Source organism: Sphingomonas eleionomae (assembly GCF_049889035.1).
In the GTDB taxonomy this organism is placed as follows: domain Bacteria; phylum Pseudomonadota; class Alphaproteobacteria; order Sphingomonadales; family Sphingomonadaceae; genus Sphingomonas.
Genome location: NZ_JBLTWP010000002.1, coordinates 447,958 through 462,448 on the forward strand (window position 1 = coordinate 447,958; position 14,491 = coordinate 462,448).

At 65.5% G+C, this 14,491-nt stretch carries 12 protein-coding genes and 1 tRNA gene; 7 read left to right on the top strand and 6 right to left on the bottom strand.

The features are described 5' to 3' along the window. Window positions 1-15: 15 nt before the first annotated feature. Complete coding sequence (locus ACNI3Q_RS06370) at window positions 16-1,923, bottom strand: M61 family metallopeptidase (RefSeq protein ID WP_426274973.1); 1,908 nt, start codon at window positions 1,921-1,923, stop codon at window positions 16-18. Between the two features lie 128 nt (window positions 1,924-2,051). On the opposite strand from ACNI3Q_RS06370, the gene ACNI3Q_RS06375 reads away from it, so the two are divergent. Further along, window positions 2,052-3,350, top strand: coding sequence for a methyltransferase family protein (locus ACNI3Q_RS06375; protein WP_426274975.1), 1,299 nt, complete (start codon window positions 2,052-2,054; stop codon window positions 3,348-3,350). Here the strand turns inward: ACNI3Q_RS06375 and ACNI3Q_RS06380 are convergent, their stop codons facing one another. The 3 genes from ACNI3Q_RS06380 to ACNI3Q_RS06390 all read right to left on the bottom strand — a co-directional run bounded on the left by ACNI3Q_RS06380 (window position 3,351) and on the right by ACNI3Q_RS06390 (window position 7,446). After that, window positions 3,351-4,448, bottom strand: coding sequence for an ATP phosphoribosyltransferase regulatory subunit (locus tag ACNI3Q_RS06380; protein WP_426274977.1), 1,098 nt, complete (start codon window positions 4,446-4,448; stop codon window positions 3,351-3,353). It lies immediately after the preceding gene. A gap of 59 nt (window positions 4,449-4,507) precedes the next feature. Beyond that, window positions 4,508-6,085 carry a phosphoglycerate dehydrogenase gene (gene serA, locus ACNI3Q_RS06385; RefSeq protein ID WP_426274979.1) on the bottom strand — a complete coding sequence of 526 codons (1,578 nt, stop codon included), beginning with the start codon at window positions 6,083-6,085 and terminating at the stop codon, window positions 4,508-4,510. A gap of 203 nt (window positions 6,086-6,288) precedes the next feature. Then, window positions 6,289-7,446, bottom strand: coding sequence for a phosphoserine transaminase (locus ACNI3Q_RS06390; RefSeq protein ID WP_426274981.1), 1,158 nt, complete (start codon window positions 7,444-7,446; stop codon window positions 6,289-6,291). Window positions 7,447-7,614: 168 nt separating this feature from the next. On the opposite strand from ACNI3Q_RS06390, the gene ACNI3Q_RS06395 reads away from it, so the two are divergent. Beyond that, entirely contained in the window at window positions 7,615-8,304 is a 690-nt protein-coding gene (locus tag ACNI3Q_RS06395; RefSeq protein WP_426274982.1) for an extensin-like domain-containing protein, read from the top strand. Between the two features lie 7 nt (window positions 8,305-8,311). On the opposite strand, the gene ACNI3Q_RS06400 is transcribed toward ACNI3Q_RS06395, so the two are convergent. Then, on the bottom strand, window positions 8,312-10,090 hold the full coding sequence (locus tag ACNI3Q_RS06400) for an ABC-F family ATP-binding cassette domain-containing protein (RefSeq protein ID WP_426274984.1): 1,779 nt from the start codon (window positions 10,088-10,090) through the stop codon (window positions 8,312-8,314). 106 nt (window positions 10,091-10,196) lie between these two features. On the opposite strand from ACNI3Q_RS06400, the gene ACNI3Q_RS06405 reads away from it, so the two are divergent. From ACNI3Q_RS06405 to dapD, 5 genes are all read left to right on the top strand, one after another. Beyond that, entirely contained in the window at window positions 10,197-10,526 is a 330-nt protein-coding gene (locus ACNI3Q_RS06405) for a PepSY domain-containing protein (RefSeq protein WP_426274986.1), read from the top strand. Between the two features lie 32 nt (window positions 10,527-10,558). Beyond that, a complete protein-coding gene (locus ACNI3Q_RS06410) occupies window positions 10,559-11,227 on the top strand; it encodes a response regulator transcription factor (protein ID WP_260020927.1) in 669 nt (222 codons plus the stop codon). 148 nt (window positions 11,228-11,375) lie between these two features. Then, window positions 11,376-12,680 carry a sensor histidine kinase gene (locus ACNI3Q_RS06415; RefSeq protein WP_260021609.1) on the top strand — a complete coding sequence of 435 codons (1,305 nt, stop codon included), beginning with the start codon at window positions 11,376-11,378 and terminating at the stop codon, window positions 12,678-12,680. Window positions 12,681-12,764: 84 nt separating this feature from the next. Continuing rightward, window positions 12,765-13,436: a pyrimidine 5'-nucleotidase gene (locus tag ACNI3Q_RS06420; RefSeq protein WP_426274989.1), complete on the top strand. Its 672-nt coding sequence runs from the start codon at window positions 12,765-12,767 to the stop codon at window positions 13,434-13,436. After that, complete coding sequence (gene dapD, locus ACNI3Q_RS06425; RefSeq protein WP_426274991.1) at window positions 13,433-14,260, top strand: 2,3,4,5-tetrahydropyridine-2,6-dicarboxylate N-succinyltransferase; 828 nt, start codon at window positions 13,433-13,435, stop codon at window positions 14,258-14,260. Before ACNI3Q_RS06420 ends, dapD begins: the two co-directional genes overlap by 4 nt. Window positions 14,261-14,340: 80 nt before the next feature. On the opposite strand, the gene ACNI3Q_RS06430 is transcribed toward dapD, so the two are convergent. Beyond that, window positions 14,341-14,427, bottom strand: a tRNA-Leu gene (locus tag ACNI3Q_RS06430). Window positions 14,428-14,491 lie beyond the last annotated feature (64 nt).

Below are 14,491 nucleotides of genomic sequence, written 5' to 3' on the forward strand. Positions count from 1 at the left end.
GCTTTTTCCCCTTGGCTATTTGGCGCTGAGCAGCCGGTCGAGGCCGTTTTCTCCCGCGCCAGTCTTTTCGAGGCGCGGATAGCGCAGCCCATCGTGATAGTCGATGGCGGCCTCCCGGAAATGCGTGCCATATTTGACCAGCAACCGGATCGGCTCGCGTCCGCCCTTTGCAGCCTTCACCGCCGTCTTCAACTGGTCGGGGGTATATGCCTCGCCGCCCACCGCAGTCACGGTGCCGCCCACCGCAAGTCCCGCCTTGAACGCCGGGCTGCCCCAGTCGACGCCGCTGATCGTGCCGTCCTTGCCGATGGTCAGGCCCAGCGAATAGGTGAGGTTGACCCCTCCGGCCTTGGCCTCCGACCCCTTCAGGAAGGCGGTCGGCTCTTCGCTGTACACCAGCTTGTAGCCATTGCCGGTAAACCCGCCCAGCGGCGCACCCTGGCTGACCAGTTCGGTCCGCGCCTTCAGATGCTTCGCCCAGTCAAAGGGCTGAATGCCGTTCAGGATGCGGACGACATCGTCGAACGTATAGGTGACGACGCCCCAGTCGCCGTCATTGATGCCGAAAAACGCCTTGGCGAAATCGTCCATCGATTTGGTGCTGCCCGAAAGCTCGCGCAGCTTGGCATCCACCTCAAGCCAGATCAGCAGGCCTTCATTGTAGTAATCCTCGCTCCGCTGCCAGCTGGTCCAGCCCTTTGGCCGGCGGGCGGAGATGATGGGATCGTTCGTCGTGTCGATCAGCGGACGCCAGGTGCGGCCCGCGCGCGTGTCGAGCGTTGCTGCAATGTTGGCCAACATGTCCAGCGTATCCTGCTTGCCGACAATGCCGGAGCGCGCCTGCAGGACATAACCCCAGAACTGCGTCTGCCCTTCATAGACCCAGAGCAGGCTGTCGCGCATCGGATAGCGGAAATCCGGCGTCCACAGATCCGCCCCGCGGCGAAACTTGCCGTTCCAGCTATGGGTATATTCGTGCGGCAACAGGTTGCGGCTGCCCGGCCCCTTGTCCCATTCGGTGAAATAGCCGGGGCCGACCCCGTTTTCGGAGCTGCGGTGATGCTCAAGGCCGATCCCGCCCATCTCGTCGGTAATGGCGAACAGGAATTCATACTTGTCGTAATGCTGCGCGCCGAACAGCTTCACGCCCTGTTCCACCAGCCGCTTGTGCGCCTCGATATGCTCCGGCTTGGCCTCCAGCTCCTTGGGATTGTCGGCAAAGACGTTGAGGTCGACGCGGTCGGACAAGGCCCATTCCTTGAAATAGGCACCGGCAAAGACCGGGCTGTCGACCAGCGTGTCGTAATCGGTCGTCTGATAGCTGTAGACCGACCCGCGATTGGTGGCGGGCAGACCGGACCGCGCAGTCCAGCCATCGGGATAGGTCACGGTCATGCTGACCGGGATGTTCCGCGTGAAATAGCCGGCGGGATACAGGCTCATCGAATTGGGCTGAAGGTTCAGCATCTTGGGCGCCATCACGATGCGGCCCTGATTGCCCTGCGTCGCGGAGGCGAACTGGAACCGCGCCTCGACCGAACGGACGCCGGCCGGGATGTCCAGGTGAAACGCGTTCATGTCCAGCACGTCGCGTTTCCACGGGATCACCTTGCCATTGCCGGTAAAGACCAGGCCGGTCAGCTTTTCGATCTGCCCGCGCGGGGCATGGGCACCGGGCAGCCATTCGGGGAACAGCAGGATCATCGGCCCGGCCTTGGCAACCGGGATCGTCTCCTTAACGGTAAAGATCCCCTGCGCCACGTTGGTTGCGTCGATCTCCAGCTTCAGCGTGCCGGGATATTGCACGTCGCGCGCGGCCGGCACCTTGTCGACGATCGGCACCGGCTGCGGCTTGCTGTTCTGGGCAAGTGCGGGCGCAGTGGTGGCAAGCAGCAGCGCGCCAAGCGCGAGAGGACGGTTCATCAGGCGGGAGACCTTTCGGCAAATCGGTGTGATGCAGTGCAGTAAAGCGCCGCATCTGCCGCTCGTCCAGCCCAATCATCAATCATCCTTCACGGCTTGCTTACCATTGCCGCGCTACTCGGGCGGGGATGTATCACGACGCCACCCTTGCCCCGCGCACGGATGCCGATCCGCGGCCGCGATCGGCCGTGTCGCACGGGGTCGGGCTTGCCGGGCTGGCCGGCATGACGGCGTGGCTGGCGCTGGCCCTTTGGCTGGGCATGGACGGACCATTCGCCGCGCTGGTCAATGTTGCGGCGGCGGGCGTGCCGATGGTCCTGTGGTCGGTGCTGGTTGACAAGGTGCACCGCAACCCGTCGACCGGGATCGACTGGTCGCTGAAGCGGCCGCTCAGGGACAGCATCGACACCAGCATTACCAAGCTGGTCGGCCTGTGGCTCACCTGGGCCGCGATCGCAGGTGTCTATGCCGTTGCCCGCTTCTACTGGCAGGGCAATTACCAGTTCGCGATGTGGTGTTTCCAGATGGCCGCGCCGTGGCTGCTTGCGCTGTCCATCCCCTATGTCCTGTGGATCGACCGTCACCTGGTCGAGCCGCGCGACGGCCCCTGGCACCTTGGCGCGTGGCTGATGAACCTGGATGAGCCGATCGACCGGGAGGCCATTTACGGCCATTTGCGGGCATGGGCAGTGAAGGGGTTTTTCCTGGCCTTCATGCTCGCGATCGTGCCAGGCGGCTTTGGTGAGGTGATCCGCTGGGACCGGTCGATGCTGCTGGGCGATCCGGTGATGCTGGCGCGCTTTCTGATCACCCTCATGTTCATGGTCGATGTCGCGTTCGCCACATCGGGCTATATCCTGACGATGAAGCCGCTGGATGCGCATATCCGGTCGGCCACGCCGTATACGGCCGGATGGGTGTCGGCGCTGATCTGCTATCCCCCGTTCGCGCTGATGGGCAATGGCGGGCCGCTGGATTATCATCCCGGCACATCGGAATGGACGTTCTGGCTGCGCGATTATCCGGCGGTCATGGCCGGGTTCGGCGCAGTACTGGTCGCGCTGACCGCCATCTATGCTTGGGCGACAATCGCGTTCGGCATCCGGTTTTCAAACCTGACCCATCGCGGCATCCTGACCCACGGTCCCTATGCATGGACCCGGCATCCCGCCTATGTGTCCAAGAACCTGTTCTGGTGGATCGCCACGCTGCCGTTCCTGACGACGACGAACAGCTGGACCGATGCGATCCGCAACACGGTGCTGATGGCGGCGGTGACAGGCGTCTATTACTGGCGCGCGAAAACCGAGGAAAAGCACCTTGGCGCCGATCCCGACTATCAGGCCTATAGCGACTGGATGACCCGCAACGGGCCGGTTCCGCGTTTCTTCGCCGCTATCCGCCGGGTTGCCGCGACGCGCCTCTGATCAAATCTGGCGGGGCGTGCCATCGGTCAGCACATGGCTGCACAGCTGCGCCTGCGGCGTGTCGCCGTCATGCAGCTGGGCAACCGTGACCCAGCCGTCGGCGCGCAACTGTGCCGCCACACCGGCATCGGTGCCGATGGGCAGGAACAGGCGGCGGCGTTCTGCAACCGCCAATCCCGCTTCCAGAATGGGATCGGCATAAAGCGAAAAGCCGATGGCCGGTTCGGCAACGCCGCCATCGTGCATCACGACATAGGCGCCGCCCCGGCCGATTTCGCCGCGCACCCCGGCGGCAAAGATCGAAAAGCCCAGCCAGCTTTGATATTCGAACCCATGCCGCTCTGTGGGGTCCAGCGTCAGGGAAACCTGCCCGCCAATGCCCTCGGCCAGCGCGCGCAGCCCGTCGATCCGGCTGGCCAGCGCGCCGGAGGCATCCCATGCGGCCAGCCGCTCGATGGCGCGCCCGAACGGCCCCGCCGCCTCGATCAGCGGCAGATAATCTGGCGCGATCGCCGCAACGCCGGCGTGATCCTTTGCATCCAGCCGTTCGTTGAGCGCCGCCAGCTGCGCAGGCGACAGCCGGTCGCCGGCCAGCGTCTCGACCAGATCGGGCAGCGTGAAATCGATGGACAATCCGGTCAGTCCGGCCGCCGTCAGCGCCTCGACTGCCACACCCACCACTTCGCGCGCGGCGCTGACCGAATCGAGGCCGATCAGCTCTGCCCCGATCTGACGCAGCGCGCGATCGGGCGCTAGCTGACCCGCGCGCAGCTTCAGCACCGGCCCGGCATAGGACAGGCGGACGGGGCGCGGATGGTGCGCCATCCGGCTGGCGGCGATGCGGCCGACCTGTGCCGTGATGTCGGGGCGGATGGCCAGGGTGCGCTGCGACACGGGATCGACGAAGCGGACCGCATCCTTGAGGCTGGACGCCTTGAGCCGCTGGCCAAGCGTGTCGGCAAACTCCGCCAGCGGCGGATCGACCTGCTCATAGCCATGGGCAAAGGCGGTATCGAGGATGCGCCGCTCCAGCCGGGCCGCGGCATCGGCCAGCGGCGGCAGGCGGTCGTGAAATCCTTCGGGCAGCAATCCGGTCATGGCTGCAAGCCGCTAGTCGAAGGGGCCGCTCATCACAAGCGGCCCCCCGAATGTTGCGGTCAGAACTTGAGCGCCATCGCCGTCTTGACGCCGGGCAGGGCGCGGACGCGGGCGATCAGCTCGGGCGTCACCGCCTCGTCGACCGACAGCAGCAGCACCGCCTCGCCGCCCGCTTCGCGGCGACCGAGGTGGAAGGTGCCGATGTTGACGCCCGCCTCGCCCAGCGTGGAACCCAGACGACCGATAAAGCCGGGCGCATCCTCGTTGACGACGTACAGCATGTCGCCGGCCAGATCGGCCTCGATCTTGATGCCGAACAGCTCAACCAGGCGCGGGGCCGCGTTGCTGAACAAGGTGCCTGCAACCGATCGCTCACCGGCATCGGTCTTGACCGACACGCGCACCAGGCTGTTGTAATCGCCCGCGCGTTCGTTGCGCACCTCGCGCACCTCGATCCCGCGTTCCTTCGCCAGGAACGGCGCGTTGACCATGTTCACCGTGTCGGAATGGACGCGCAGAAACCCGGCCAGCGCCGCCGACACCATCGGTTTCAGGTTCAGTTCCGCTGCAGCCCCTTCGGCATGGATGGAGACCCGCGGCACGCCGCCATGGGCCAGCTGGCCGACCAGGCTGCCCAGCCGTTCGGCCAGCGCCATATAAGGCTTCAGCCGGGGTGCCTCCTCTGCCGACAGGCTGGGCACGTTCAGCGCGTTGGTGACGCCGCCGGTCAGCAGGTAATCGGCCATCTGTTCGGCGACCTGCAACGCGACATTCACCTGCGCCTCGTTGGTCGATGCGCCCAGATGCGGCGTGGCGACAAAGTTGGGCGTGCCGAACAGCGGATGCGCCTTGGCCGGTTCCTCGACAAACACGTCCAGTGCCGCGCCCGCGATATGGCCCGAATCCAGGCCCGCCTTCAGCGCGGCCTCGTCGATCAGACCGCCGCGCGCACAGTTGATGATCCGCACGCCCTTCTTGGTCTTGGCCAGGTTTTCTGCCGACAGGATGTTGCGCGTCTGATCGGTCAGCGGCGTGTGCAGCGTGATGAAATCGGCCCGGGCAAGCAGTTCGTCCAGCTCCACCTTGTCCACGCCGATTTCCAGCGCGCGCTCGGGCGACAGGAACGGGTCGAATGCCGCGACCTTCATCTTCAGGCCTAAAGCACGGTCGGCAACGATCGATCCGATATTGCCCGCACCGATCAGGCCCAGAGTCTTGCCGGTCAGCTCGACGCCCATGAACCGGTTCTTTTCCCACTTGCCCGCCTGCGTGCTGGCGTCCGCCTCCGGCAACTGGCGGGCGAGCGCGAACATCAGGGCAATGGCGTGTTCGGCGGTGGTGATCGAATTGCCGAATGGCGTGTTCATCACCACGACACCGGCTGCGCTGGCGGCGGGGATGTCGACATTGTCGACGCCGATGCCGGCACGGCCGACGACCTTCAGATTGGTGGCATGGGCCAGAATGTCCTTGGTCACCTTGGTCGAGGACCGGATGGCCAGGCCGTCATATTCGCCGATGATCGCCTTCAGCTCATCGGGCGTCTTGCCGGTGATCTCGTCCACCTCGACCCCGCGATCGCGGAAAATCTGGGCGGCGAGCGGGGACATTTTGTCGGAAATCAGAACCTTGGGCATTTTTCTTCTCCCTCTCCCCTTTAGGGGAGTTTTGCGGTCGGTCATGCCCCCGGCATGACCTGAACAGCGCGGGGCGCGGTTCACCTAAAACTGGCCGGGGAGAGGGGCAGTTTCTCGCTCCGGCCCTATGCTGTGAGTGGATTGCTTGTGGAGCCGCCCCTCTCCCAACCCTCTCCCCTGAAGCGGAGAGGGCTATAAGGGTTTCAGGCTGCCTTGACGGTCGCGTAGGCCCAGTCGAGCCAGGGACCGAGCGCCTCGATATCGGCGGTATCGACCGTGGCGCCGCACCAGATGCGAAGACCGGCGGGCGCATCGCGATATCCGGCGATGTCGAATGCGGCCCCTTCCTTTTCCAGAAGGCCCGCCATCTGCTTGATGAACGCCTCGTCCGCGCCCTCGACGGTCAGGCAGACGCTGGTGCGGGACCGCGTGGCCGGATCGGCGGCAAGATGGCCCAGCCAGTCGCGTTCGGCCACGATCCGGTCGAGCGCGGCGGCATTGGCATCGCTGCGCGCGATCAGCCCCTCAAGGCCGCCAAGCGACTTGGCCCATTCCAGCGCAAAGATGGCATCCTCTACCGCCAGCATCGACGGCGTGTTGATCGTCTCGCCCTTGAACACACCCTCGGCCAGCTTGCCCTTGGCCATCAGGCGGAACACCTTGGGCAGCGGCCAGGCGGGGATATAGGTTTCCAGCCGTTCCACAGCGCGCGGGCCAAGGATCAGGACGCCATGCGCGCCCTCGCCGCCCAGCACCTTTTGCCAGCTGAAGGTGGCGACATCGATCTTGGTCCAGTCGATGTCATAGGCGAACACCGCACTGGTCGAATCGGCGAAGGACAGCCCCTCGCGGTCGGCCGGGATCCAGTCCGCGTTCGGCACGCGAACGCCGCTGGTCGTGCCGTTCCAGGTGAACAGCACATCGTTCGACCAGTCGACCGCGTTCAGATCAGGCAGATGGCCGTAATCGGCGCGGATGACGGTGGGATCGAGCTTCAGTTGCTTGACCGCATCGGTCACCCAGCCTTCGCCAAAGCTTTCCCATGCCAGCGCGGTGACGGGCCGTGCGCCCAGCATTGCCCACATCGCCATTTCATAGGCGCCAGTGTCGGACGCGGGCACGATACCGATGCGGTGGGTGTCCGGCAGGCGCAGCATCTCGCGCATCAGGTCGATGGCGTATTGCAGGCGTTGCTTGCCAAGCTTTGACCGGTGCGAACGGCCGAGCGAATCGACGGCCAGCTTGTCGAGCGACCAGCCGGGCGGCTTGGCACAGGGACCGGAGGAAAAATGGGGGCGCGCCGGAAGAGTGGCGGGCTTGGCGGGCGCAAGGGTTGCGCCGGCGGCAGTCAAGTCAGTCATGTCAGTCTCTCCTTGCAGAGAGCACGCGCGGCGTTGGGACCGCGTGGCCCATCGACCGCCCTATAGACCCGCACTTCGCTGTCAACCGATTTCGCCGGGCCGTCCGGAATGTGCGGCCTGTCGTGCCGGGCGTTGCGTGGTTGCCCCGCCATCCGTCATAGCAAGGCCATGCCCAGTTGCTTGCGTCCGACCCTCCCTTTCATCCTGCTCCTGATGCTGGCCGGATGCGTGTTCGGCGGGGGCGGGGATGAACGCTCGCAACAGCGCATCCGCCCGCGGGCCGGCGGGCCGGTGACCGTGCGGCGTCCAGCGACGGCGGATACGCTGCAATGCCATGCCGAGCTGGCGCAGGCGGGCGTCAGCTTCACGCCCTTGCCCGATCAGGATTTCGGCAGCGGCTGCCTGGTCGAAGGCGCCGTGCGGCTCGACGATTACGGCCTGCCGACCAGCGGGCTGAAGGCGATCCGGTGCCCGCTGGCCCAGCGATTTGTGGCCTGGACCCGCTATGCGGTGCAGCCTGCGGCCCGGATCGTTTATGGTCAGGCGGTGGTGCGCATCGAAACCTATGGCACGTTCAGTTGCCGGGGCATCGTGGGCAACGGCACTGCGGCGAGCGGCCGGGTGTCACAGCACGGGCTGGCCAATGCCATCGACATTGCCGGCTTTACCCTGTCCGACGGGCGCCGGGTGACACTGACCGATGGATGGAACAGCCAAGACGAGCGCGATCGCAGGTTCCTGCGCCTAATCCACGAAAGCGCGTGCAAGCGGTTCACCACGGTGCTCAGCCCCGATTACAATGCCGCGCACTACAACCATTTCCATTTCGACATGAGCGGTCGCGGCTTTTGCCGGTAAGGCGGGGTCAGCCCGCAGCCTCGACCTGTTCGGCCAGTTCCAGCCACCGCATCTCGGCCGCGTCCTTTTCATCCCGCGCCTTGGCGATGGCGTCGGTCAGCGCGGCAAACCGCTTTGGATCGGCTGTGTAGAGTTTCGGATCAGCGAGCGCCGCCTCGTCCCGCGCAATGGCGGCATCCAGTTCCTCGATCCGCTTGGGCAGCAGATCATAGTCGCGTTGATCCTTGTAACTCAGCTTGACCGATTTCGGCTTGGGCGGCGCGGCCTCGACGGGCTTGGCGGTCGCCTTCTTCGCCTCTGGTCGGATGCGGCGCTTGTCCTCCCAGTCTGCATAGCCGCCGACCACCGCATCGATGGTGCCGCTGCCGTCCAGGCCCAGCGTGACTGTTACCGTGCGGTCCAGAAAGTCGCGGTCATGGCTGACGATCAGGACGGTGCCGTCATATTCGCCGATCACGTCCTGCAACAGATCGAGCGTTTCGAGGTCCAGGTCGTTGGTCGGTTCGTCCAGCACCAAGAGGTTGCTGGGCCGGGCGAATTCGCGCGCCATCAGCAGTCGCGACCGTTCACCGCCGGACAGGGTGCCGACTTTCGCGTCCACCATTTCCGGCGGGAACAGGAATTCCTTCAGATAGCCATGGACGTGCTTGCGCGTGCCCCGCACGTCCAGCCACTCGCCGCCATCGGCCAGCACGTCCCGCACCGTCTTGTCCGGCGCCATCTTGCTGCGCTGCTGGTCGATGACGATCATGTCGATGGTCTTGGCCAGCTTGATCTCGCCCGCATCGGGCGCGACTTCGCCGGTCAGCAGCTTGATCAGCGTGGACTTGCCCGCGCCATTGCGCCCGACAATGCCGATCCGGTCGCCGCGCGTGATTCGAAAGCTGAAATCCCGGATGATCGCCCGGTCGCCATAGGATTTGGTTACGCCCTTGGCGTCGATCACGACTTTGGTCTTGCTGTCATCGGACGATGCGGCAAGTGCGGCCGTGCCCTGCATCCCGGTCATCGCCGCCCGTTCGGCGCGCATCTCGATCAGCTTGTTGAGCCGCCCCATGTTGCGCCGCCTGCGCCCGGTGACCCCGCGCTGCAGCCAGTGCTCCTCCAGCTTCAGCCGGGCATCCAGCCGTTCGGCCGCGCGCTGTTCCTCGGCCTCGACCTGTTCGGTCCATGCCTCGAACCCGCCAAAGCCGATTTCGGAGCGGCGCATGGTTCCCCGGTCCAGCCAGAAGGTCTGGCGCGTCAGGCGCGTCAGGAATGTGCGATCGTGGCTGATCACGACGAACGCGCCGCGAAACCGGGTCAGCCAGTCCTCCAGCCATTCGATTGCGGCGATATCCAGATGGTTGGTCGGCTCGTCGAGCAGCAGCACATCGGGATCCTGCGCCAGCGCGCGGGCGATTGCCGCCCGCCGCCGCTCGCCGCCCGATGCGGTCGCCGCCTCGCGCTCCATGTCGATGCCCAGCTGGTCGGCGATGGCCGCGACCTCGTGCCGTTCCGGCGCATCCGCACCCGCCAGCGCAAAGTCCATCAGCGTCGCATGGCCAGCGACAGAAGGGTCCTGTTCCAGCAGGATGACGCGCGTGCCCGGCACGATCACCCGCTTGCCCTCGTCCGCCTCGATCTTGCCCGACAGCAGCTTGAGCAGCGTCGTCTTGCCTGCGCCGTTCCGCCCGATCAGCGCCAGCCGGTCGCGCGCGCCGATATACAGGTTCAGCCCCTGGAACAGCCAGCCGCTGCCCTGGACCAGACCCAGATTTTCAAAGCTCAGAATGGGTGCCGCCATGCCGCGCCACCTAGGTGGACTGTGGCGCTGCGGCAAGCACCGGAAAGGATTCGGCCTTGCGCGGCGCTTACCGTCCCATTCACGGGTTGTTCAACGCGGCAATTTTATGGCAACGCCCATGAATATGGCGGGCAAATCCCTCTTTCTGGCGGCGCTTGTGCTGGTCAGCGGTGCAGGCTTCGACGCGGCGGCGGCGCAGCGGCGCCCGCGCGTCGACCAGCAGGCAGCGCATCAGGGCCGTGCCGAAGGGCGATTGCTGCCGTCCCGCGAGATCGAGCGGCGCGTCGTTCCCCAGATGAAGGGCGCGGAATATCTGGGTTTCGATTTCGATTCGGGGACCGCCATTTACACGCTGAAATTCCTGCGCGATGGCAATGTGATCTGGGTTGATGTCGATGCACGGTCGGGTCGCATCCTGGGTCGCACCGGCCGCTAACGCGGTACACACGCAAAAAAGAGGAGCAACGGATGCGCGTTCTGATCGTCGAGGATGAGCCCAATCTGCGCCAGCAGCTCCATAACACGCTGGTCGGCGCCGGATATGCCGTGGACACCGCCTCCGATGGCGAAGAAGGGCATTTTCTCGGCTCGACGGAGAGCTATGACGCAATCATCCTCGACCTGGGCCTGCCCGAAGTGGACGGGCTGACCGTCCTTGACCGCTGGCGGCGGGAAGGGCGGACGACCCCCGTGCTGGTGCTGACGGCCCGGGACAGCTGGTCGGACAAGGTCGCCGGGCTGGACGCCGGTGCCGATGATTATGTCGCCAAGCCGTTTCAGTCGGAGGAGCTGATCGCCCGTCTGCGCGCCCTGATCCGCCGCGCGTCTGGCAATGCGTCGGCCGAACTGATCGCGGGCGACATTCGCCTCGACACGCGGTCGGGCAAGGTGACCAAGGCCGGCGAGCCGGTGAAGCTGACGGCGCAGGAATATAAGCTGCTGTCCTATCTGCTGCATCACAAGGGCAAGGTGGTCAGCCGGACCGAGCTGATCGAGCACATCTATGATCAGGATTTCGACCGCGATTCGAACACGATCGAGGTGTTCGTGACGCGCATCCGCAAGAAATTGGGCGCGGACGTTATCACTACGATCCGTGGCCTGGGCTACAGCCTGGACGAACCGGCCGACGCCTGAGGGGCGGCGCGGGATGCGGGCTGGCATGGCATTGAGCAACCTGTTTCCCCGGATGTCCTGGCCGCGGGACAAGGCGAGCCGCGCCGCAGCCCCGGACGACGTCACCCCCTCGCGCCATGTGCGGGTGACGGGATCGCTGAGCAGGCGGATGATCGTCATCGCCACCGCCTGGATCCTGCTGTTGCTGGCGGGCGGCGGCTTTGCCCTTGATCGGGTGCTGACCAGCACGATCACCCGTACGTTCGACGATCAGCTGACCTATGTGCTCAAGACGCTGATCCTGTCGGCCGAACTCGATTCAACGGGGCAGGTGGTGTTCAACCGCGAACTTGCCGATCAGCGGTTTCTGGAGCCCAGCTCCGGCTTTTACTGGCAGGTCAGCGGCGGCGGGGTGGAACCCTTTCCCTCCCGCTCGCTATGGGACCGCCGGTTGCGCACCGACGGCGTGCATTTCGATCGCGGCGTCCATGTCTATGACAGCAACCAGTTTCGCGACGAGGTGCTGCGGGTTGCCGAACGCGACGCGCAATTGCCGGGATCAAAGACCGTCTGGCGGTTTCAGGTGGCACAGGACCGGGCGGCGCTGAATGGGCAGCTGGCGGAACTGCGTCAGACGGTCGTGCGCAGCTTCGCCATTCTCGGCATCGGTCTGATCGTGATGGCGGTGCTGCAGACCTGGTACGGCCTGTTGCCCCTGCGCAAGGTTCAAAAGGAAATCGCCAATCTGCGCGCCGGAACGACGACCCGGGTGGCAGGCACCATGCCGGCCGAGGTTGCGCCGATGATCGAGGAGCTGAACGCACTGGTCGCGCATAACGACCGTCAGGCGGAAGAGGCGCGCCGCCATGCCGGCAACCTTGCCCATGCGCTGAAAACGCCGCTGACGGTCATCATGAACGGCGCGGCGGCGGGTCAGGCTGATCTGGCCGACACCGTGATCCGGGAAGCGCGCACGATGCGGCGACAGGTGGACCACCATCTGGCCCGCGCCCGCGCAGTCGGCAGGCGGGGGTCGGCGCACAGCCGCGCCGCCGTATGGCCCTCGGTCGAGGCGGTCGAGCGGGCGGTTGCCCGGCTCTATCCCAATGTCCGCATCGATGTGACCGGACCGACCGATCCGATCGCCCGGATCGAACGTCAGGATCTGGACGAAATCCTGGGCAATCTGGTCGAAAATGCCGCCAAATATGGCGGGGGCAGCGTGTTCGTCACCGTGGTGACCGAAGCCGGCTATGTCGAAATCCAGGTCGAGGACGATGGCGTCGGCATTCCGGAGGCGGATCGCATCCGCATCTTTGACCGCGGCGTCCGGCTGGACAGCGGCAAGCCGGGCACCGGCCTTGGCCTGGCCATCGTGCGCGACGTTGCCGAATTGTACGAAGGCACCGTGGCGCTGGAGGAAAGCGAGGATCTGGGCGGCCTGCTCGTCCGGCTGCGCCTGCCGTCCGCCTGAACCGGCCATGGTCCCTGCCATGGTCCGCGCCCTCGTCGGCCCGGCCATTTCCTTTCCTGCCCATGCACAGTAAGGGGCAGCGCCATGCCGCCTGCGCTTGCCCATATCGACACCTGGATCTTTGATCTGGACAACACGCTGTATCCGGCGTCGTCGAACCTGTTCGCCCGGATCGATGCGCGGATGACCGATTATATCGCCCGGCTGCTCGGCCTGTCGCAGGACGAGGCCTATGCCCTGCAAAAGCAGTATTATTTCGATCATGGGACGACGCTGGCGGGGCTGATGGCCCGGCATGGCGTCGATCCGCAGCATTTCCTGGACGATGTCCACGCGGTCGAACTGGACGTGATCGACCCCGACCCGGTGCTGGCTGCGCGCATCGCGGCGCTGCCTGGCCGCAAGCTGGTCTTTACCAACGGCGATACCGCCTATGCCGAGCGGGTGCTGGACAAGCGCGGGCTGGGCAGCGTGTTCGAGGGGGTGTGCGACATCCTGGCTACCGGACTGGTCCCAAAACCCGATCCGCGCGCCTATGCCACGCTGTGCGCCGATCATCGGGTGCAGCCGCAAAACGCACTGTTTGCCGAGGATCTGGCCCGCAATCTTGCGCCCGCCAAGGCCATCGGCATGGCGACGCTGTGGATCGACGGCGGATCGGAACAGCCGCCCGCCGACGCCCTGCCCGATTATATCGATTTCACGACGCATGACCTGAGCCACTGGCTCGCAGACCTTCATGGGGAACTCGCATGACCGACGCGCTTCAAGCCACCATCGATCAGGCATGGGACGATCGTGCCAGCCTGTCGCTGACCACCACCGGCGAAGTGCGCGATGCCGTCGAATCGGCGATTGCGCTGCTGGACGCGGGCGAGGCGCGCGTGGCCGAACCGGATGGCGAAGGGGGCTGGCGCGTCAATCAGTGGCTGAAAAAGGCGGTGCTGCTGTCGTTCCGCCTCAATGACAATGTCGTCATCGATGGCGGTGCGGCGGGGGCGCCCGCATTTGACAAGGTGCCGAGCAAGTTTGCCGGATGGGACGATGCCCGGTTCCGTGAGGCGGGGTTCCGCGTCGTGCCCGGCGCGGTTGCGCGGCGCGGGTCGTTCATCGCCAAGGGCGCGATCCTGATGCCCAGTTTCGTCAACATCGGCGCCCATGTCGGTGAGGGGACGATGGTCGACACCTGGGCAACGGTCGGTTCCTGCGCGCAGATCGGGCGGAACGTTCACCTGTCCGGCGGTGCCGGGATCGGCGGGGTGCTCGAACCGCTTCAGGCAGGCCCCGTGGTGATCGAGGACGGCGCATTCATCGGCGCGCGTGCCGAAGTGGCAGAGGGCGTTCGCGTCGGCGAGGGCGCAGTCCTGTCGATGGGTGTCTATCTGGGTGCGTCGACCAAGATCATCGACCGCGAGACGGGCAAGGTTCACCGCGGCTTCGTGCCCCCCTATTCGGTGGTGGTGCCCGGCAGCATCGGCGGCGGCGACGGCAAGCCTGCGCTGTATTGCGCCGTGATCGTCAAGCGGGTCGATGCCCAGACGCGGTCGAAGACCAGCATCAACGATCTGCTGCGCGATTAAGGGCGGGTCGGGCCGGCTTAGCACCAATGAGCTGGGCGCAAATGAAAAAGGCGGGGCCGAAACCCCGCCTTTTTCAATTCTGGTGCGGCCGAGAAGACTCGAACTTCCACGTCCTTTCGGACACAACGACCTCAACGTTGCGCGTCTACCAGTTCCGCCACGGCCGCACGTGAAGGACCGGGTGGCTGGCATCCGGTCGCTGGCAGGTCGCGGCCAATAGCAAGGCGGCGC